Below are 17,123 nucleotides of genomic sequence, written 5' to 3' on the forward strand. Positions count from 1 at the left end.
AGCCATGGCATCCGCATTCGAGTACGCACCGGCGCCGGAGTCCCGTTCCGTCGTCGACATCGCCCCGTCGTACGGGCTGTTCATCGACGGCGAGTTCACCGAGGCCGCCGACGGCAAGGTCTTCAAGACCGTCTCGCCGAGCAGCGAGGAGGTCCTCTCCGAGGTCGCGCAGGCGGGCGCGGCGGACGTGGACCGGGCCGTGAAGGCGGCACGCAAGGCGTTCGAGAAGTGGTCGGCGCTGCCCGGCTCCGAGCGCGCCAAGTACCTGTTCCGGATCGCCCGGATCATCCAGGAGCGCAGCCGCGAGCTGGCCGTCCTGGAGACGCTCGACAACGGCAAGCCGATCAAGGAGACCCGCGACGCGGACCTCCCGCTGGTCGCCGCGCACTTCTTCTACTACGCGGGCTGGGCCGACAAGCTGGACCACGCGGGGTACGGGGCGAACCCCCGGCCGCTGGGTGTGGCCGGTCAGGTCATCCCGTGGAACTTCCCGCTGCTGATGCTCGCGTGGAAGATCGCCCCGGCGCTGGCCACGGGCAACACGGTGGTCCTGAAGCCCGCCGAGACGACCCCGCTGAGCGCGCTGTTCTTCGCGGACATCTGCCGCCAGGCGGGACTCCCCAAGGGCGTCGTCAACATCCTCACCGGCTACGGGGACGCGGGCGAGGCGCTCGTCACGCACCCGGACGTGAACAAGGTCGCCTTCACCGGTTCGACGGCCGTCGGCAAGGCCATCGCGCGCTCGGTCGCGGGCACGGACAAGAAGGTCACCCTGGAGCTGGGCGGCAAGGGCGCGAACATCGTGTTCGACGACGCCCCGATCGACCAGGCCGTCGAGGGCATCGTCACCGGGATCTTCTTCAACCAGGGCCAGGTCTGCTGCGCGGGCTCCCGGCTGCTGGTCCAGGAGTCGGTCCAGGACGAGGTGCTGGACGCGCTCAAGCGCCGTCTCTCGACCCTCCGCCTCGGCGACCCGCTGGACAAGAACACCGACATCGGCGCGATCAACTCCGCCGAGCAGCTCGCCCGGATCACCTCCCTGGTCGAGACGGGCGAGGCGGAGGGCGCGGAGCGCTGGAGCGCCCCCTGCGAACTGCCCTCCTCCGGTTACTGGTTCGCCCCGACGCTCTTCACGAACGTCACCCAGGCGCACACGGTGGCCCGGGACGAGATCTTCGGCCCGGTCCTCTCCGTGCTCTCGTTCCGCACCCCGGACGAGGCGGTCGCCAAGGCCAACAACAGTCAGTACGGCCTCTCGGCCGGCATCTGGACGGAGAAGGGCTCCCGCATCCTCGCGGTGGCCGACAAGCTCCGCGCGGGCGTCGTCTGGGCCAACACGTTCAACAAGTTCGACCCGACGTCGCCGTTCGGCGGCTACAAGGAGTCGGGCTTCGGCCGCGAGGGCGGCCGCCACGGCCTGGAGGCGTACCTCGATGTCTGATCAGAACCGTCTTGGCGTCTTCAAGACCTACAAGCTGTACGTCGGGGGCAAGTTCCCCCGCTCCGAGAGCGGCCGGGTGTACGAGGTGACGGACTCCAAGGGCCAGTGGCTCGCCAACGCGCCGCAGTCCTCCCGCAAGGACGCGCGCGACGCGGTCGTGGCCGCGCGCAAGGCGTTCGGCGGCTGGTCGGGCGCGACCGCGTACAACAGGGGCCAGGTCCTCTACCGCGTCGCGGAGATGCTGGAGGGCCGCAAGGAGCAGTTCGTCCGCGAGGTGGCCGCATCCGAGGGGCTGTCGAAGTCCAAGGCGGCGGCCGCGGTGGACGCGGCGATCGACCGCTGGGTCTGGTACGCGGGCTGGACCGACAAGATCGGCCAGATCGCGGGCGGGGCCAACCCGGTCGCGGGGCCGTATCTCAACCTCTCCACCCCGGAGCCGACGGGCGTCGTCGCGGTCCTGGCACCGCAGAAGTCGTCGTTCCTCGGGCTGGTCTCGGTGATCGCCCCGGTGATCGCGACCGGCAACACGGCGGTCGTCGTCGCCTCGGCGGACGCCCCGCTGCCCGCGCTGTCGCTGGGCGAGGTGCTGGCCACCTCGGACGTCCCCGGCGGCGTGGTCAACATCCTGTCGGGCGCCACGGCGGAGATCGCCGCGCCGCTCGCCGCCCACCAGGACGTCAACGCGATCGACCTGACCGGCGCGGACGCCGCGCTGGCGAAGGAGCTGGAGATCGCGGCGGCGGACAACCTGAAGCGCGTCCTCCGCCCACCCGTCACCCGCCGCCGCCCCTCAAACGAGGCGCAGAGCGCCACAGCTTCGTCTCCTGTGGACGCGGACGGCGCATCGGACTCCGAGGACTGGTCGGCCTCCCCCGGCACGCACCGCCTGACGGCGTTCCTGGAGACCAAGACGGTCTGGCACCCGACGGGCGCACTGGGAGCCGCGGGCTCCTCGTACTGAGCAGGGACCGCCCGCCAGGTACCCGAACGGGGCCGCCCTCCCACCCCGGGGCGGCCCCGTTCGCCGTGTCCGTGTCCGCGTGCGTCAGCCGGTGACGAGCTTGGTCACCGAACCCACCACGGGCAGGTCGCTCAGCGAACCGCCGCTGGTGATCGGGTCGGTGACGATGGCGGTGGTCACCGGCTTGAAGTCGGCGATCTGGGTGCCCACGGCGTTGTCCAGCGGGTCCACGCCGGTGTTGGCCAGCGGGTGCAGCTGAAGGTCGGTGATCGGGGCCAGGCTGCTGGCCACCGAGGTGCCGAGCGCGCTGGTCACCGCAGGTCCGGCCGTCTCGGTGACCGCCTCGACGGCGGCGACGCCCTGCTCGGGGATCTCCGCGACCGGAGGCAGCTGGGGGGCGGCCTGTGCGGAGCCCGCACCGGCCCCCAGCGCGGCCCCCAGCGCGGTGAAGGTCAGACCGGCGCGCAGCAGGACGCGACGTTCGGGCTTACGTGCATGAAGTGCCATGTTTTTCCACCTGATCGAGCCTGGTCGGGTAATCGTCCGTACGCGCAGAGTAGTTGAGGTGTGATGCTGGATACCAACAGGAGGCCCGAGGGGTCCCCTGCGCGGGTCAATGCCTCACACTTCTGTTCTGTGAGTTCCCAACCGATCCCGACCCGCGTCGTGCTGCTCGCGGGCCCCTCCGGCTCCGGCAAGTCCGTCCTCGCCGCCCGCACCGGCCTTCCGGTGCTGCGCCTCGACGACTTCTACAAGGAGTACGACGACCCGACGCTGCCCCGGGTCCCCGGCTCGACGGACATCGACTGGGACTCCGCCGGGTCCTGGGACGCGGACGCGGCGGTGGCCGCGATCGCCGAGCTGTGCCGGCGAGGCCGTACGGACGTTCCGGTGTACGACATCGCGACCAGCTCCCGTACGGGACACGAGACCTTCCACATCGAGCGCTCGCCGCTGTTCGTGGCGGAGGGCATCTTCGCGGCGGACATCGTGGAACGCTGCCAGGAAACAGGCCTGCTCGCGGACGCGCTCTGCCTGCGCGGCCGCCCGACCACGACCTTCCGCCGCCGCCTGCTGCGGGACCTGCGCGAGGGCCGCAAGTCGGTCCCGTTCCTGCTGCGGCGCGGCTGGCGGCTGATGCGGGCCGAGCGGCGCATCGTGGCCCGTCAGACGGCGCTGGGGGCGTATCCGTGCGGCAAGGAGGAGGCGCTGGGGCGGTTCGCCGCCGCGGCGGCGGGGCGGTGCCACCGGGGTGCGCCGGCGGGGCGGACGGTGTAGGCCGGGGCTCCGCCCCGGACCCCGCTCCTCAACGCCGGAGGGGCTGAATGAGGGGCTGAAAGCGCAGCCCGGCATGACAGCGGGGCCGTACAGGACCCCCCGGCCCGTACGACCCCGCTGCTTTTCCCGTTTCCCCCGTGGCCCGCGCCTCCCCCGAAGCGATGGGCCTTTCCCCGTACTCCCCCGGGTCCCCTCGGTCCCCGTTTTCCTGCTCCCCCGTGTTCCCCCGTACCCCCGTGGCCCCCGCCTCCCCCGAAGCGGAGGGCCCTGCCTCAGGCCACCAGCTCGCCGAAGGACTCCTGCTCGTCACGTCCGAAGCTGAGGACCTCGTCCTCGCGCAGCCGGCGCAGGGAGCGCCAGATGCTCGACTTCACCGTGCCGACACTGATGTCGAGGATGGACGCGATCTCCGGGTCGGTGCGGCCCTCGTAGTACCGCAGGACCAGCATCGTGCGCTGGAGCTCGGGCAGCCGGGCGAGCGCCTGCCACAGCACCGCTCGCAGCTCCGTGCCGCGCATCGCGTCCGTGTCGCCCACCGTCTCCGGCAGCTCCTCGGTCGGGTATTCGTTGAGCTTGCGCCTGCGCCAGGCGCTGATGTGCAGGTTGGTCATGGTGCGGCGCAGATAGCCGCCGACGGCCGCCTTGTCGCTGATCCGGTCCCAGGCCCGGTACGTCGAGAAGAGGGCGCTCTGCAGCAGGTCCTCGGCCTCGAACCGGTCACCGGTCAGGTGGTAGGCGGTCGCGTACAGGGAGGCCCGTCGCTCCTGGACGTAGGCCGTGAACGCCGCTTCGGCGTCCGCGTTCTCCGCCCCCGTGGTGCGATCCCCCGTGGCCTTCCCGTACGCGCTTCCCCCGTTGCCCCCCACATCCCCCGTGGGTGCGTCAACCACCGTCATGTACATCGAACGCGGCTGCTCCGCGGTCGACTGCGACGGCAGATGCTGACGCCCGGCGCTCCGAACACACCCCCGTACGTTCGTCACACCGGACTTCTCGCTGCCCCGGCCGATGTCGTGGAGGCGCGTGACAACTGCGCTTGAGCTGGTGCTGTGCAGTGCGTTCATCTCGCGCCCCCTATCGGTGGAGTCCGTTCGTTCCTTGCTGCCCAAGAGCTTGCCGGGGCAGTTTCATGGCGCTGTCCCCCGACTGTCACAGGCCTGTCACAGGGGCAGTTGCGGCCGTGCCCGGACAATCGGACGGGACCACAGGTCGAACTGAAGCGCCACCATGGGCCAGAATGACGCTCGTGCCTTTCCTGTTGCTGATCGAGGACGACGACGCCATCCGCACGGCCCTCGAACTCTCGCTGTCACGCCAGGGCCACCGTGTGGCCACCGCGGCGACGGGAGAGGACGGCCTGGAGCTGCTGCGCGAGCAGCGGCCCGACCTGGTCGTGCTGGATGTGATGCTGCCCGGGATCGACGGTTTCGAGGTGTGCCGGCGGATCCGCCGCACCGACCAGCTGCCGATCATTCTGCTGACCGCGCGCAGCGACGACATCGACGTCGTGGTGGGACTGGAGTCCGGCGCGGACGACTATGTGGTGAAACCCGTCCAGGGCCGGGTGCTGGACGCCCGGATCCGGGCGGTGCTGCGCCGCGGGGAACGCGAGTCGACCGACTCGGCGACCTTCGGCAACGTGGTGATCGACCGCTCCGCCATGACCGTCACCAAGGACGGGGAGGATCTGCAGCTCACGCCGACCGAGCTGCGGCTCCTGCTGGAGCTGAGCCGCCGGCCCGGACAGGCTCTGTCCCGGCAGCAGTTGCTGCGGCTGGTGTGGGAGCACGACTACCTGGGCGACTCCCGTCTGGTGGACGCCTGTGTGCAGCGGCTGCGCGCGAAGGTGGAGGACGTGCCGTCCTCGCCGACCCTGATCCGTACGGTGCGGGGCGTGGGCTACCGGCTGGACTCGCCTCAGTGACCGAGACCGCCAAGCGGTCCCTGCGTGCGGGGCTGCGCTGGACCAGTCTGCGCATGCGGCTCGTCGTGGTGTTCGCGCTGGTGGCGCTGGTGGCCGCGGCGTCCGCCTCGGGCATCGCGTACTGGCTCAACCGCGAGGCCGTGCTGACCCGTACGCAGGACACCGCGCTCGACGACTTCCGGCGGCAGATGCAGGAGACGGCGGCGGCGCTGCCGACGCGGCCCACCAAGGACGACCTCCAGCGGGCGGCCGGGGAGATGGCGTCCAGCAGCCCGGGCTACAGCGTGCTGCTGGAGGCCGAGCGCGAGCGCGGCAAGCCGATCGTGGGCTACTCCGACCTGGACACCTTCACCCGCGCCCACGTGCCGGACTCGCTGCAGCAGCAGGTGGCCCGCAAGCAGCCGCTGACGTCGAGCAACGAGCACGAGTACCACCTGTTCTGGCAGCGTACGAGCATCGCGGGGACCCCGTATCTCGTCGCCGGTACGCGGATCATCGGCGGCGGCCCGACCGGTTACATGCTCAAGTCCCTCGACCAGGAGCGGCAGGACCTCAACTCGCTGGCCTGGTCGCTGGGGATCGCCACCGCCCTCGCGCTGGTCGGCTCGGCGCTGCTCGCACAGGCGGCCGCGACGACGGTGCTGCGCCCGGTGCAGCGGCTCGGTGACGCGGCCCGCAAGCTCGGCGAGGGCAAGCTCGACACCCGGCTCGTGGTCTCCGGCACGGACGAACTGGCCGATCTCTCCCGTACGTTCAACCGGACGGCGAGCTCGCTGGAGAAGAAGGTCGCGGACATGAGCGCGCGGGAGGAGGCGAGCCGCCGGTTCGTCGCCGACATGTCGCACGAGCTGCGCACGCCGCTGACCGCGATCACCGCGGTGGCCGAAGTGCTGGAGGACGAGGCGGACACCCTCGATCCGATGATCGCGCCCGCCGTGCATCTGGTGGTCAGCGAGACCCGGCGGCTCAACGACCTGGTGGAGAACCTGATGGAGGTGACCCGCTTCGACGCGGGCACGGCCCGGCTCGTCCTGGACGACGTCGACGTGGCCGACCAGGTGACCGCGTGCATCGACGCGCGGGCGTGGCTGGACGCGGTGCACCTGGACGCGGAGCGCGGCATGATGGCCCGGCTCGATCCGCGCCGGCTGGACGTGATCCTGGCCAACCTGATCGGCAACGCCCTCAAGCACGGCGGTTCGCCGGTGGGCGTACGGGTGCGGACCGAGGGCGAGGAGCTGGTCATCGAGGTACGGGACCACGGTCCGGGCATCCCCGAGGACGTGCTGCCGCATGTCTTCGACCGGTTCTACAAGGCGAGCGCCTCCCGCCCGCGGTCGGAGGGCAGCGGGCTCGGCCTCTCCATCGCCATGGAGAACGCGCACATCCACGGCGGTGACATCTCGGCGGCGAACTCCCCGGACGGCGGCGCCGTGTTCACGCTGCGGCTGCCGCGTGACGCCGAGAGGATCGTACGGAACGACGAACCGGGCGCGGGCGCACCGGGCGAGGACGGGGCGACGTGAAGCGCGGCGATGTCACGTACCGGAGGCGGAGCGCGCTGCGGGGGCGTTCGGCGGTCTCCCTGGCGGGCCTGCTGGCGGTCGCGGCGCTGGTCTCCGGGTGCGGGATCCGGACGACGTCGGTGCCGGTGGACGCGGGGGCCGCGCCCTCCCGGGTGCCGTGCCGGCTCTCCGCCTCCGACATGGCCACCCGGTCGCAGGACAGTGTGAGCGCCGAGGTGTATCTGGTGTGCGCCTCGCAGCTGGTCACCGTGGACCGCCCGATGCCGGCGGACGCGGTCGGCGCCGAGCCGGTGGAGGTGGCCCGCGCTCTGCTGAACGAGATCCAGCAGGCGCCGTCCGCGGGCGAGCGGAGGGCCGGGTTCACCACGGCGGTTCCGGCGGGGCTGCGGGTGGATCCGTCCCGGAGCGGCGATCCGGCGGGCACCCTGCGGCTGAGCAGCCAGCCGGAGGACCTGTCGGAGGAGGCGCTGGCCCAGCTGGTGTGCACGTACGCGGAGAGCGAGTCGCTGGTCCGGGACGGTTCGGTGGTACTGGGCGGGCCCGGGGACTACCCGCCGCGCGGCTACCTGTGCACCTCGCAGACGAAGTCCCGGCCGGGGGATCTGGCCACGCCGGACGCGCTCCGGCTGGACTGACGCGGGTCCCGCCGGGCGGGGCGGTGAGCGTCCGTCCGCAGCCGGCCTCGACCGTACGGAACCGATCCTGCCGGTCGTGGCGTCTTGGTGGGCGTGCGTCACAGTTCGGACGGCCAGACCGTCATCCACTTCCGCGCGGCGGGCATCACCCTCCTGATCGCACATCTCCTGTTCGTCGGGTGGCTGACGCTGCGCCCGCTGGACGTCCCCTGGATCACTGCGGCGAATTTCGAGCCGCTCGCCGGGATCAGGGCGGACCTCGCGCTGGGACCGGCCGAGGCGGCCCGCCGGATCGGCGGGGCGCTGGTGCTGCTGGCCCCGCTCGGGGTGCTGCTGCCGATGGCCGGGGGCCGGATCTTCGTCTCCCCCTGGGTCTCGCTGCTGCGTACCGTCGCCGCCGGGGCGCTGATCTCGCTGGCCATCGAGCTGGGGCAGACCGGGGTGCCGGGGCAGGTCGTCGACATCGACTCGCTGCTGCTGAACACCACCGGGGTGGTCCTGGCCCATCTGCTGGTCGTGCCGGTCTGCCGGGCGCGGCTGCGCCGCCGGGGGCTGCCGGGGGTGCGGGACCTGCCCCGCCACCGCCACGAGGCCCGACTCAGGGACGAGGCCCCTCAGGGATCGACCCCGACGATTACCGGGGTCGGTCTCGCCCCGTAGAGCGATGCTTTGTCCCCCTTCGCGGCGGCACCATGGATACATCGGGGAGCAGAGAAAGCTGCTCCTCCCGCTACGGTTCGCGAAGGAGCCCACCATGGCCGCACTTGTCCGCCCCCGCGAAGGCCGCATGATCGGCGGAGTGTGCGCGGGCCTCGCCCGGCGCTTCGGTACGTCGGCGAGCACGATGCGCGTGATCTTCGTCGTGTCCTGCCTGCTGCCCGGTCCGCAGTTCCTGCTCTACCTGGCGCTGTGGGCGCTGCTGCCCTCGGAGAAGTCCGCCTCTTCCGCGACGGCCTGGTGACGCGCCGGACCACGGGGAGCGAGAAGCCGGACGAGAACGCGCCGTGGGGCGCACACCCTGGACCAGGGTGTGCGCCCCACCGGCATGTGCGGGTGCGCGCCGGATCCCGGCGCGCGGGTGGGAATCAGCCGCCGAGCGGGATCCCGTTGGCGGTGAGGCCCTGGGTGGGCAGTCCGCCGAGCAGACCGGTGACCGGGGCGGCCGCGTCGGTGGCCTGGCCGCCGAGGACCTTGCCGACGGTGTCCTGGACCGGCGCGTTCTGGACCGACTGCGCGACGGTGTCCAGCGCCATCGTCGAGACGGGGAGCGCCCCGGCCGCGGCGTCCAGCGGCAGCGCGGGAGCGGCGGAGGCGCTGCCGGCGGCAGCAGCGGCGAAAGCGGCACCGAGAGCGGCGACACCGAGAGTCTTGGCAGACTTCTTCATGGAGAATTCATCCTTGGGGAAGGGGATGTGAGCGGCTCTGCAAACTAGCCAGCCCGCCGCCCGATCCGCAAACATCCCGACACGCGGAAAAAGGGCCGGGAAGCTGCTTCCCGACCCTTTCACCTGATGCGCCCCTCAGCTCCCGGAGACCATAGAACTGCTGGTCACAGCGGTCTGACGGAAAAGCCACTCCGACTTCAGCTCGGCGTATCCGGGCTTGATGACGTCACTGATCATCGCGAGACGTTCGTCGAAAGGAATGAAAGCTGATTTCATCGCATTGACTGTGAACCACTGCATGTCGTCGAGCGTGTATCCGAAGGTCTCGGTCAGATGCTCGAATTCCTGGCTCATGCTGGTCCCGCTCATCAGCCGGTTGTCCGTGTTCACCGTGATGCGGAAGTGCAGCTTGCGCAGCAGTCCGATGGGGTGCCCGGCGTACGAGTCGGCGGCGCCGGTCTGGAGGTTGGAGGTCGGGCACATCTCCAGCGGGATGCGCTTGTCCCGCACGTAGGAGGCGAGGCGGCCGAGGGAGACCGAGCCGTCCTCGGCGACCTCGATGTCGTCGATGATCCGCACCCCGTGGCCGAGCCGGTCGGCGCCGCACCACTGGAGGGCCTGCCAGATCGACGGCAGGCCGAAGGCCTCGCCCGCGTGGATCGTGAAGTGGTTGTTCTCGCGCTTGAGGTACTCGAACGCGTCGAGGTGGCGGGTGGGCGGGAAGCCGGCCTCGGCGCCCGCGATGTCGAAGCCGACGACGCCCTGGTCGCGGTAGCTGTTGGCCAGCTCGGCGATCTCCAGGGCGCGGGCGGCGTGCCGCATCGCGGTCAGGAGGGCGCCGACGCGGATGCGGTGGCCGTTGGAGCGGGCGATGCGCTCACCCTCGCGGAAGCCCTCGTTGACGGCCTCGACGACCTCTTCGAGGGTCAGACCGCCCTCCAGGTGCTGCTCGGGGGCGTAGCGGATCTCGGCGTAGACGACACCGTCCTCGGCGAGGTCCTCGGCGCACTCGGCGGCCACCCGGAACAGCGCGTCACGGGTCTGCATGACGGCGCAGGTGTGGGCGAAGGTCTCCAGATACCGGGGCAGCGAGCCGGAGTCGGCGGCCTCGCGGAACCAGATGCCGAGCTTGTCGGGCTCGGTCTCGGGGAGGGAGTCGTAACCCTGCGCGCGGGCCAGCTCGACGATGGTGCCCGGCCGCAGGCCGCCGTCGAGGTGGTCGTGGAGCAGCACCTTGGGGGCGCGCCGGATCTGGTCGGAATCAGGGACATTCGGGGTCTGGCTCGTCATCTTCGCACTCTAGCGCCTACGCGCGTAGAGCGCCGGTTGTCGATGCGTAACAGTGACCGGAAAGTCGGGTGGAGTACACCTGCTCTTCTGAGACTGTTCTGTCATGGGACAGCGCGCACTCCCCCTGCCCGCAGCCAGGCTGGGACGGGCCGTTCGGACGGCCGGAGCAACCGACGAGGTCAGCGGCGTGGTTCTGCTGCTCCCGGACGGCGAGGCCGACTCGCACCGCCGTCCCTCCGCCCTCTCGTACGCGATACAACTGCCGTTCGCCCGCGCCCTGGCCCGCGCCGGGGAGGGCGACGGGCTCGCGGTGCACGTGCTGCGCTACCGCTGCCGGGGCTGGAACGCGGACGACGCGCATCCCGCCGAGGACGCCGCGTGGGCGGCCGACGAGGTCCAGCGGCTCTACGGCGACGTCCCGGTATGCCTGGTCGGCCACGGGGTGGGCGGGCGGGCCGCGTTGCGGGCCGCCGGACACGGTGCGGTCACCTCCGTCCTGGCGATGGCCCCCTGGCTGCCGGAGCGGACGGCGGCCGAACCGGAGCCGGTGAAGCAGTTGATGGGGCGGCGGGTGCTGATCGTGCACGGCACCAACGACGAGCGCACCGACCCGGAGCTGTCCTACCGGCTGGCCGAGCGGGCGAAGAAGGCCAACCGGGACACCTGCCGCTTCGAAGTCCACTCCGACGGGCACGCGTTGCGCCAGCACCGCTCCGAAGTGGTCGCGCTGTCCGCCGACTTCGTCCGCGGCTCGCTCTTCGCCCGGTCCTACGCCCGCCCGGTCGCGGACGCGCTCGCCGCACCGCCGCCGCTGGGGCTGCGGATGCCGCTGGCCGCCGGGTTCGGGCGGTCGTTGCGGCACTGAGGCGAGCGCCAGGCCGGAGCTGGCGTCAGGCCATCCGCCGCCGTGTGAGCACCCGGAGCAGCAACACGGTGGCCGCCCACACAGCCGCGCATCCAGCGGCGGCCAGCAGCAGGACGAGCCACACGGTGTCCGTGACGGTGGCGGCGATGGCGGCGCCGGCGGCCGCCACCAGGGTCGCCGCCATCACCACGACGACCTGTGCCGTGGGGGTGTCCGTGGCGCGCGTCGCGCGGCGACGGTGCAGCCACCCCGCTCCCCGCAGGAAGACGGCCCCGACCACCAACAGGGTGAGCCCCACGGCCAGTAGGACGGTGGGCTCGCGGTCCGGCGTCCGGGTGGTGTCCTGGCGCAGCTCGCCGCTGCCCAGCTGCCACACCAGGTCGCGCCAGGCGAACACGGTGACCCGGTCGCCGGGCGCGAGTTCCCTCCACACCGGACCGTCGCCCCGCATCCGCATCCGGAACGACGGTTCCTCGGGGCTGAGATCGACCGTGACCCAGTGGGTGACGGCCTTGTTCGACCGGCCGGTCCCGGTGGAGACGACGGTGGCGGGCCACTCGGAGAGGCAGTCGCCGTTCTCGGGCGCGGAGACCTCCGAGCACGGTCGCGCGGCCCGGAAGTCGGCGGCCTCGGAGAGCGCCCCGGGCAGCAGCGCGAACAGGACGGCGGCGGCGAGCACCAGCACCGAGCCGACGACGGACGCGAAGATGACGCCCTTGAGACTCGGGAGCCCGGGCGGCTGCTGCTGAGGCCAGGGAGAGGGGGACTGGTGCACCGGGCCATTCTCGCTCGCCCGTTCCCCTCATCCGCTTCCGGCACCCGTTCCCCTCGGCCTCGCCCTTCCCCCTCAGTCCGGCAGCAGGTTCCCCCGCCGCGAGAGCAGGAAGCGTTTGAAGGCGGCGACCGGCGGGGTGTCGGGGTGTCCGTCCAGCCAGGCGACGCCGATCTCGCGGGCCGCGCGCGGGGCCGTCACCGTCAGTTCGACGACCCCGGGGCGGGCGACGGCGGGCGGCGGCAGCAGCGCCACCCCGAGACCGGCCGCGACCAGCCCGCGCAGGGTCTCCGCCTCCTCGCCCTCGAAGGCGACGCGCGGGGTGAAGCCCGCCTCGGCGCACAGGTCGTCGGTGATCCGGCGGAGCCCGTACCCCGGCTCCAGCGTCACGAACGTCTCGTCGGCGGCCTCCGCGAGGCGGATCCGGCGGCGGGAGGCGAGGCGGTGGTCGTCGGGGACCACCAGGCGCAGCCGCTGTTCGTCGAGGCGGCGGGTGACCAGGTCGGGGGCGTCGGGCACGGGCGAGGTGAGGCAGAGGTCGAGGCCGCCCGCGCGGAGCCGTTCGATCATGGCCTCGCCGTAGTTCTGCACGAGCTGGAAGCGGACCTTCGGGTGGTCGACCCGGAAGGCGCGGATCAGGGCGGGCACGGTCTCGGAGCCCATGGTGTGCAGGAAGCCGAAGGAGACCCGGCCCGCCGTCGGGTCGGCGTCCGCCCGGACCGAGTCGGCGGCCTTCTCCACCTCGGCCAGGGCGCGTTCGGCCGAGCCGAGGAAGGTGCGGCCCGCCGGGGTGAGCGAGACCGTGCGGCCCTTGCGGGCGAACAGGGCGACGCCCAGGTCCGCTTCGAGGCGGACCATGGCCCGCGAGAGCGTGGACTGCGGCACGCCCAGCTCGTGTGCGGCGCGGGTCACATGCTCGTGGCGGGCGACCGCCTCGAAGTACGCGAGGCGGGGCGCGAGCACGGCCCGGATGTCTTCTTCGTAACTGCTTGGTGACAGCCGAGGCCCTGAGCTGGGTTCATGCACCATGGGATTGATTATGGCAGTTTCGTGCATTGGACGCATGAAACCTGCGGGTCTACTTTCGACGTATGCCTCCCGCCGATACCGGGGCATCCACCGTCGTGGTGGGTGCCTCTGCCCCGTCGTCCCCCGTCACCACCACCGCCGCACCGGCCTCCACCCATGAGCGCCTGGAGCCCGGCCGCCCCGGCTACCGCCGGATGAGCTTCGCCCTCTTCGCCGCCGGTGTCGCGGCGTTCGCCCTCCTCTACTCCACCCAGGCCCTGCTGCCCGCCGTCTCCGCGTCGTTCGACGCCACCGCCGGACAGGCGAGCTGGACGGTCTCGGCGGCGACCGGGGCGCTGGCCCTGTTCGTGCTGCCGCTGAGCGCGCTCTCCGAGCGGTTCGGGCGGCGGCAGATGATGACGGCGTCGCTGGCCGTCGCGGTCCTGGTCGGGCTGCTGGTGCCGTTCGCCCCGTCGATGGGCGCGCTGATCGCGCTGCGCGCCGTCCAGGGTGCGGCGCTGGCCGGACTTCCGGCATCCGCGATGGCGTACCTCGCGGAGGAGGTGCGGCCCAAGGCGCTGATCGCGGCGATCGGGCTGTTCGTGGCGGGCAACAGCATCGGCGGGATGAGCGGCCGCATCCTCACCGGCTGGGTCGCCCAGGCCTGGGGCTGGCGCGCCGCGCTCGCGGCGGTCGGCCTGCTCGCGCTGGCGTGCGCCGTCGCCTTCCACTTCCTCATCCCGAAGGCGAAGAACTTCCGCCCCGGTTCGCTGAACCCGAAGGCCCTGGCGAAGACCGTCGTCACCCACCTGGGCAACCCGCTGCTGGTCCGGCTGTACGCGATCGGCGCGCTGTTCATGACGGTGTTCGGCGCGGTCTACACGGTGATCGGCTACCGGCTGGTCGAGGAGCCGTTCAGCCTGCCGCAGGGCGTCATCGGCTCGATCTTCCTCGTCTACCTGGTGGGGACGGTCTCCTCCGCCGCCGCCGGACGTCTGGTGGCCCGTCTCGGCCGCCGGGGCGCGCTCTACCTGGCGGTGTCCACCACGGCCGCCGGGCTGCTGCTGTCGCTCGCGGACCAGCTGGCCGCCGTGCTGCTGGGCCTGGTGCTGATCACGGCCGGCTTCTTCGCCGGGCACGCGGTCGCCTCGTCCTCGGTGAGCCGGACGGCGACGGAGGGCCGGGCGCAGGCGTCGGCGCTCTACCAGTCGGCGTACTACCTGGGCTCCAGCGCGGGCGGCACGCTGGGCGCGGTCGCCTTCCACGCCGGGGGCTGGGCGGCGACGGTGGCACTGGGCCTGCTCGCGGTCCTCGGCGTCGTCTCGATCACCCTGTACGGGACCCGGGTGGCGCGGGCGGAGCGGCGGGCGCTGGTTCCGGCGACCCGCTGAGCGGCCCCGGGCGCATCCGCAGGACCGGAGGCCGTCATCCCGGCTATGCCGGACCGGGACGCAACCGAGACATACCCGCGCGCAACCACCGCTCCCCCTCGCACGTCTACCAGGCGTAACCACAAAACCACTGTGGGCGAAGGGGAGTTGCCGCATGGGAGACATGGCGAAGACATCCGGCAGACGGCTGCGACGCGGGGTGGCGCTGTCCGTCGCCGGGCTGGTGGCCGCTCCGGCCCTGGTCCTGGGCAGCGGCACCGCCGCCCACGCGGCGTCCTGCACGAAGTCGGTGGGGCCCCACCAGAAGCAGGTCGAGAAGTTCCTCAAGCGGCCCGTGGACGGCAAGCAGTCGACGGCCGACTGCAAGGCGATCCAGAAGTTCCAGAAGGCCCACGGCATCACCCCCACCATCGGCTACGCCGGTCCGCTGACCTGGCGCACGATGAACACGATGCTCGCCCAGAAGGCGGCCGGGAAGAACCCCAACAAGGCGGGGAAGTGCCCCACCAACAAGGGGCGCATCGCCTGTGTCGACCTGACCCGGCAACTGAGCTGGATCCAGGACGGCAAGAAGCTGAAGTACGGTCCGGTGCCGGTGCGGACCGGCCGGGACGGCGCGGAGACCCGGACCGGGGCCAAGAAGGTCTACTGGCGGAGCATCAAGCACTGGTCGACGATCTACAAGGTGTGGATGCCGTACTCCCAGTTCTTCGACGGCGGCCAGGCGTTCCACTCGGTCACCAAGTCCATGTACAACCCGCCGGGCTCCGGCGGCTGCGTCAACATGCGGCCCGCCGACGCGAAGGCATACTGGAAACTGCTGAAGAACGGCGACGACGTGTACGTGTACGGGCGCAAGCCCGGGACCTGAGCGAGGCGCTGGGCGCATCCTTGAGGGGTGCCGGACGGATCTCCTGAGGGGTGCCGGACGGATCGTGGCCGGAGCCACGGCCTCCGGTACCCCTTGTTCGTTTTCCGGCCCCGACTGTCAGTGGCCTGCGGTAGCTTCCGACGTACCGGGTGACGGATGCCACAGCGCGAGGGCGCGCGACAGGGGTGGAGCGATGAGCGATCTGACCACGACGACGGCCGCGGGAGCGGCGGCGGACGCCGGGAAGCCGGATGCCGCCGGGATCGACAGCCGTCTGGAAGGGCACCGGGTCGAGCTGACGGGGTACTGCTACCGGATGCTCGGATCCGCCTTCGAGGCCGAGGACGCGGTGCAGGACACCCTGGTCCGGGCCTGGCGCAACTTCGACAAGTTCGAGGGCCGCTCCTCGCTGCGCTCCTGGCTCTACCGGATCGCCACCAACGTCTGCCTGGACATGCTGAACGCGGGCAACAAGCGGGCCCGCCCGGTCGATCTGACCGGCCCGACCCCGCTCGCCCAGGCCGCGCTGAGCCCCCGCCCGGAGAACGTCTGGCTGGAGCCGATGCCCGACGGCCGGATCCTGCCGTCGGTCCAGGACCCGGCGGAGGCGGCCGTGGCGCGCGAGTCGGTGCGCCTGGCGTTCGTCGCCGCCCTCCAGCACCTGCCGCCGAAGCAGCGGGCCGTGCTGATCCTGCGCGAGGTCCTCGCCTGGAAGGCCGCCGAGGTCGCCGAGCTGCTGGAGACCTCCGTGGCCTCGGTCAACAGCGCCCTGCAGCGGGCCCGCGCCACGCTGACCGAGACGGAGGGCCTGGCGGGCGATGCGGCGGACCCGCTCGACGAGGAGCAGCAGAAGCTCCTGGAGCGCTATGTGAAGGCGTTCGAGGGATACGACATGGCCGCCCTGACCGCGCTGCTCCACGAGGACGCGGTGATGACGATGCCGCCGTTCGACCTGTGGCTCCAGGGCACCGGGGACATCACGGGCTTCATGACCTCCATCGGCGCGGCCTGCGCGGGCTCCAAGCTGGTGCCCGTGTCGGCCAACGGCTCCCCCGCCTTCGCGCACTACAAGCCCGCCGAGGACGGGTCCGGGTTCGTGCCGTGGGCGGTCCAGGTCATCGACGTCCAGGACGGGGCGATCACCGGGATGCACTGCTTCCTGGATGTCCCGCGCTGGTTCCCGCTGTTCGGGCTGCCGGACCGGCTCCCGGCGGACGCGTAGGGGCGTAGACGGACGGGTGGGGAGGCAGACGCGTACGGCGCCTGCCTCCCCACCCGCGTACGTCAGACCCACCCCGCGTCCGTCAGTACAGCCCCGGCACGCGTTCCTCCGGGCCCTCTTCCAGGGTCACCACATCGGCCAGCCCCACCAGGTCCAGCAGCGCCCGGAGTTCGGGGGGCACCCGCCGCAGCCGCAGGGTGTGTCCGGCCCGGCGGGCGACGAGGCCCAGCCGGGCCACCGCCTCGACGGCGGTCAGATCCGGCCGGATCATGCCGCCCACATCGCAGTCCACCGCCGCGCCCGGGGTGAGGGCGGCGCCGCGGGGACCGGCGAGGGCGCGCTCCAGCTCGGCGCAGAGGTCGGGGACGACGGCACGGCTGACCCGGCCGGTCACGGTCAGGGTGATCGGATTTTCGGCATCCACACCAGGCAGACCGGACCGGCGGGCGAAATTCATCGGCCCCCTGGGTGTCATCGCGCCGCGGAGGAGCCTTTTCGCGTCAACCCATGACTTCTTGTGTCCCTCCTGTGAACCAATCTCCCCGGTGTCCCCT

At 71.8% G+C, this 17,123-nt stretch carries 19 protein-coding genes; 12 read left to right on the forward strand and 7 right to left on the reverse strand.

Features of this window, described 5'->3' with window-relative positions; all coding sequences use genetic code 11:
* The first annotated feature begins 4 nt into the window (after positions 1–4).
* Positions 5–1,441: an aldehyde dehydrogenase family protein gene (locus IE134_RS01050; protein ID WP_030711010.1), complete on the forward strand. Its 1,437-nt coding sequence runs from the start codon at positions 5–7 to the stop codon at positions 1,439–1,441.
* On the forward strand, positions 1,434–2,402 hold the full coding sequence (locus tag IE134_RS01055) for an aldehyde dehydrogenase family protein (RefSeq protein WP_030711009.1): 969 nt from the start codon (positions 1,434–1,436) through the stop codon (positions 2,400–2,402). Before IE134_RS01050 ends, IE134_RS01055 begins: the two co-directional genes overlap by 8 nt.
* A gap of 84 nt (positions 2,403–2,486) precedes the next feature.
* Here IE134_RS01055 and IE134_RS01060 read toward each other — a convergent pair whose 3' ends face one another.
* Positions 2,487–2,909 (reverse strand): hypothetical protein, encoded by a 423-nt coding sequence (locus IE134_RS01060; protein ID WP_030711008.1) that lies wholly within the window; start codon positions 2,907–2,909, stop codon positions 2,487–2,489.
* A gap of 63 nt (positions 2,910–2,972) precedes the next feature.
* On the opposite strand from IE134_RS01060, the gene IE134_RS01065 reads away from it, so the two are divergent.
* Positions 2,973–3,680 (forward strand): hypothetical protein, encoded by a 708-nt coding sequence (locus IE134_RS01065; RefSeq protein WP_030711005.1) that lies wholly within the window; start codon positions 2,973–2,975, stop codon positions 3,678–3,680.
* 272 nt (positions 3,681–3,952) lie between these two features.
* On the opposite strand, the gene IE134_RS01070 is transcribed toward IE134_RS01065, so the two are convergent.
* Positions 3,953–4,744 carry a SigE family RNA polymerase sigma factor gene (locus tag IE134_RS01070; protein ID WP_075264576.1) on the reverse strand — a complete coding sequence of 264 codons (792 nt, stop codon included), beginning with the start codon at positions 4,742–4,744 and terminating at the stop codon, positions 3,953–3,955.
* A 182-nt stretch (positions 4,745–4,926) separates the two neighbouring features.
* Here IE134_RS01070 and afsQ1 point away from each other — a divergent pair, with 182 nt between their 5' ends.
* The 5 genes from afsQ1 (at position 4,927) to IE134_RS01095 (ending at position 8,726) form a co-directional block, all read left to right on the forward strand.
* Positions 4,927–5,604, forward strand: a complete 678-nt coding sequence (gene afsQ1, locus IE134_RS01075) for a two-component system response regulator AfsQ1 (protein ID WP_006127084.1) — start codon at positions 4,927–4,929, stop codon at positions 5,602–5,604.
* Positions 5,601–7,130: an ATP-binding protein gene (locus IE134_RS01080; protein ID WP_030711001.1), complete on the forward strand. Its 1,530-nt coding sequence runs from the start codon at positions 5,601–5,603 to the stop codon at positions 7,128–7,130. Before afsQ1 ends, IE134_RS01080 begins: the two co-directional genes overlap by 4 nt.
* Positions 7,127–7,765, forward strand: a complete 639-nt coding sequence (locus IE134_RS01085) for a GerMN domain-containing protein (protein ID WP_189429373.1) — start codon at positions 7,127–7,129, stop codon at positions 7,763–7,765. Before IE134_RS01080 ends, IE134_RS01085 begins: the two co-directional genes overlap by 4 nt.
* 87 nt (positions 7,766–7,852) lie before the next feature.
* On the forward strand, positions 7,853–8,425 hold the full coding sequence (locus tag IE134_RS01090) for a VanZ family protein (RefSeq protein WP_098018274.1): 573 nt from the start codon (positions 7,853–7,855) through the stop codon (positions 8,423–8,425).
* 94 nt (positions 8,426–8,519) lie between these two features.
* Complete coding sequence (locus IE134_RS01095) at positions 8,520–8,726, forward strand: PspC domain-containing protein (protein ID WP_030576079.1); 207 nt, start codon at positions 8,520–8,522, stop codon at positions 8,724–8,726.
* A 124-nt stretch (positions 8,727–8,850) separates the two neighbouring features.
* On the opposite strand, the gene IE134_RS01100 is transcribed toward IE134_RS01095, so the two are convergent.
* Positions 8,851–9,150, reverse strand: coding sequence for a hypothetical protein (locus IE134_RS01100; protein ID WP_010058552.1), 300 nt, complete (start codon positions 9,148–9,150; stop codon positions 8,851–8,853).
* A 135-nt stretch (positions 9,151–9,285) separates the two neighbouring features.
* Positions 9,286–10,440, reverse strand: a complete 1,155-nt coding sequence (locus tag IE134_RS01105) for an adenosine deaminase (RefSeq protein ID WP_032783042.1) — start codon at positions 10,438–10,440, stop codon at positions 9,286–9,288.
* 103 nt (positions 10,441–10,543) lie between these two features.
* On the opposite strand from IE134_RS01105, the gene IE134_RS01110 reads away from it, so the two are divergent.
* Positions 10,544–11,305 (forward strand): alpha/beta fold hydrolase, encoded by a 762-nt coding sequence (locus IE134_RS01110; protein ID WP_078614365.1) that lies wholly within the window; start codon positions 10,544–10,546, stop codon positions 11,303–11,305.
* Between the two features lie 25 nt (positions 11,306–11,330).
* Here the strand turns inward: IE134_RS01110 and IE134_RS01115 are convergent, their stop codons facing one another.
* Together IE134_RS01115 and IE134_RS01120 are read right to left on the reverse strand one after the other, a co-directional pair.
* A complete protein-coding gene (locus IE134_RS01115; RefSeq protein WP_030710991.1) occupies positions 11,331–12,080 on the reverse strand; it encodes a hypothetical protein in 750 nt (249 codons plus the stop codon).
* A gap of 72 nt (positions 12,081–12,152) precedes the next feature.
* Positions 12,153–13,106: a LysR family transcriptional regulator gene (locus IE134_RS01120; RefSeq protein ID WP_097882449.1), complete on the reverse strand. Its 954-nt coding sequence runs from the start codon at positions 13,104–13,106 to the stop codon at positions 12,153–12,155.
* Between the two features lie 62 nt (positions 13,107–13,168).
* Here IE134_RS01120 and IE134_RS01125 point away from each other — a divergent pair, with 62 nt between their 5' ends.
* The 3 genes from IE134_RS01125 to IE134_RS01135 all read left to right on the forward strand — a co-directional run bounded on the left by IE134_RS01125 (position 13,169) and on the right by IE134_RS01135 (position 16,569).
* Positions 13,169–14,476 carry an MFS transporter gene (locus IE134_RS01125; protein ID WP_189429375.1) on the forward strand — a complete coding sequence of 436 codons (1,308 nt, stop codon included), beginning with the start codon at positions 13,169–13,171 and terminating at the stop codon, positions 14,474–14,476.
* Between the two features lie 154 nt (positions 14,477–14,630).
* Complete coding sequence (locus tag IE134_RS01130; protein WP_030710985.1) at positions 14,631–15,347, forward strand: L,D-transpeptidase family protein; 717 nt, start codon at positions 14,631–14,633, stop codon at positions 15,345–15,347.
* A gap of 193 nt (positions 15,348–15,540) precedes the next feature.
* Positions 15,541–16,569: a sigma-70 family RNA polymerase sigma factor gene (locus tag IE134_RS01135; protein WP_098018267.1), complete on the forward strand. Its 1,029-nt coding sequence runs from the start codon at positions 15,541–15,543 to the stop codon at positions 16,567–16,569.
* An 82-nt stretch (positions 16,570–16,651) separates the two neighbouring features.
* Here IE134_RS01135 and IE134_RS01140 read toward each other — a convergent pair whose 3' ends face one another.
* On the reverse strand, positions 16,652–17,026 hold the full coding sequence (locus IE134_RS01140) for an STAS domain-containing protein (protein WP_030710981.1): 375 nt from the start codon (positions 17,024–17,026) through the stop codon (positions 16,652–16,654).
* Between the last annotated feature and the right edge of the window lie 97 nt (positions 17,027–17,123).

The organism is Streptomyces rubiginosohelvolus (assembly GCF_014649875.1).
Classification (GTDB): Bacteria; Actinomycetota; Actinomycetes; order Streptomycetales; family Streptomycetaceae; genus Streptomyces; species Streptomyces rubiginosohelvolus.

What these genes read in the sequence shown, in the direction of transcription:
- IE134_RS01050 (WP_030711010.1), top strand. Translation starts at nt 5, where the DNA reads ATGGCATCCGCATTCGAGTACGCACCGGCGCCGGAGTCCCGTTCCGTC.
- IE134_RS01055 (WP_030711009.1), top strand. Translation starts at nt 1,434, where the DNA reads ATGTCTGATCAGAACCGTCTTGGCGTCTTCAAGACCTACAAGCTGTAC.
- IE134_RS01060 (WP_030711008.1), bottom strand. Translation starts at nt 2,909, where the DNA reads ATGGCACTTCATGCACGTAAGCCCGAACGTCGCGTCCTGCTGCGCGCC.
- IE134_RS01065 (WP_030711005.1), top strand. Translation starts at nt 2,973, where the DNA reads ATGCTGGATACCAACAGGAGGCCCGAGGGGTCCCCTGCGCGGGTCAAT.
- IE134_RS01070 (WP_075264576.1), bottom strand. Translation starts at nt 4,744, where the DNA reads ATGAACGCACTGCACAGCACCAGCTCAAGCGCAGTTGTCACGCGCCTC.
- IE134_RS01095 (WP_030576079.1), top strand. Translation starts at nt 8,520, where the DNA reads ATGGCCGCACTTGTCCGCCCCCGCGAAGGCCGCATGATCGGCGGAGTG.
- IE134_RS01100 (WP_010058552.1), bottom strand. Translation starts at nt 9,150, where the DNA reads ATGAAGAAGTCTGCCAAGACTCTCGGTGTCGCCGCTCTCGGTGCCGCT.
- IE134_RS01105 (WP_032783042.1), bottom strand. Translation starts at nt 10,440, where the DNA reads ATGACGAGCCAGACCCCGAATGTCCCTGATTCCGACCAGATCCGGCGC.
- IE134_RS01110 (WP_078614365.1), top strand. Translation starts at nt 10,544, where the DNA reads ATGGGACAGCGCGCACTCCCCCTGCCCGCAGCCAGGCTGGGACGGGCC.
- IE134_RS01120 (WP_097882449.1), bottom strand. Translation starts at nt 13,106, where the DNA reads ATGGTGCATGAACCCAGCTCAGGGCCTCGGCTGTCACCAAGCAGTTAC.
- IE134_RS01125 (WP_189429375.1), top strand. Translation starts at nt 13,169, where the DNA reads ATGCCTCCCGCCGATACCGGGGCATCCACCGTCGTGGTGGGTGCCTCT.
- IE134_RS01130 (WP_030710985.1), top strand. Translation starts at nt 14,631, where the DNA reads ATGGGAGACATGGCGAAGACATCCGGCAGACGGCTGCGACGCGGGGTG.
- IE134_RS01135 (WP_098018267.1), top strand. Translation starts at nt 15,541, where the DNA reads ATGAGCGATCTGACCACGACGACGGCCGCGGGAGCGGCGGCGGACGCC.
- IE134_RS01140 (WP_030710981.1), bottom strand. Translation starts at nt 17,026, where the DNA reads ATGAATTTCGCCCGCCGGTCCGGTCTGCCTGGTGTGGATGCCGAAAAT.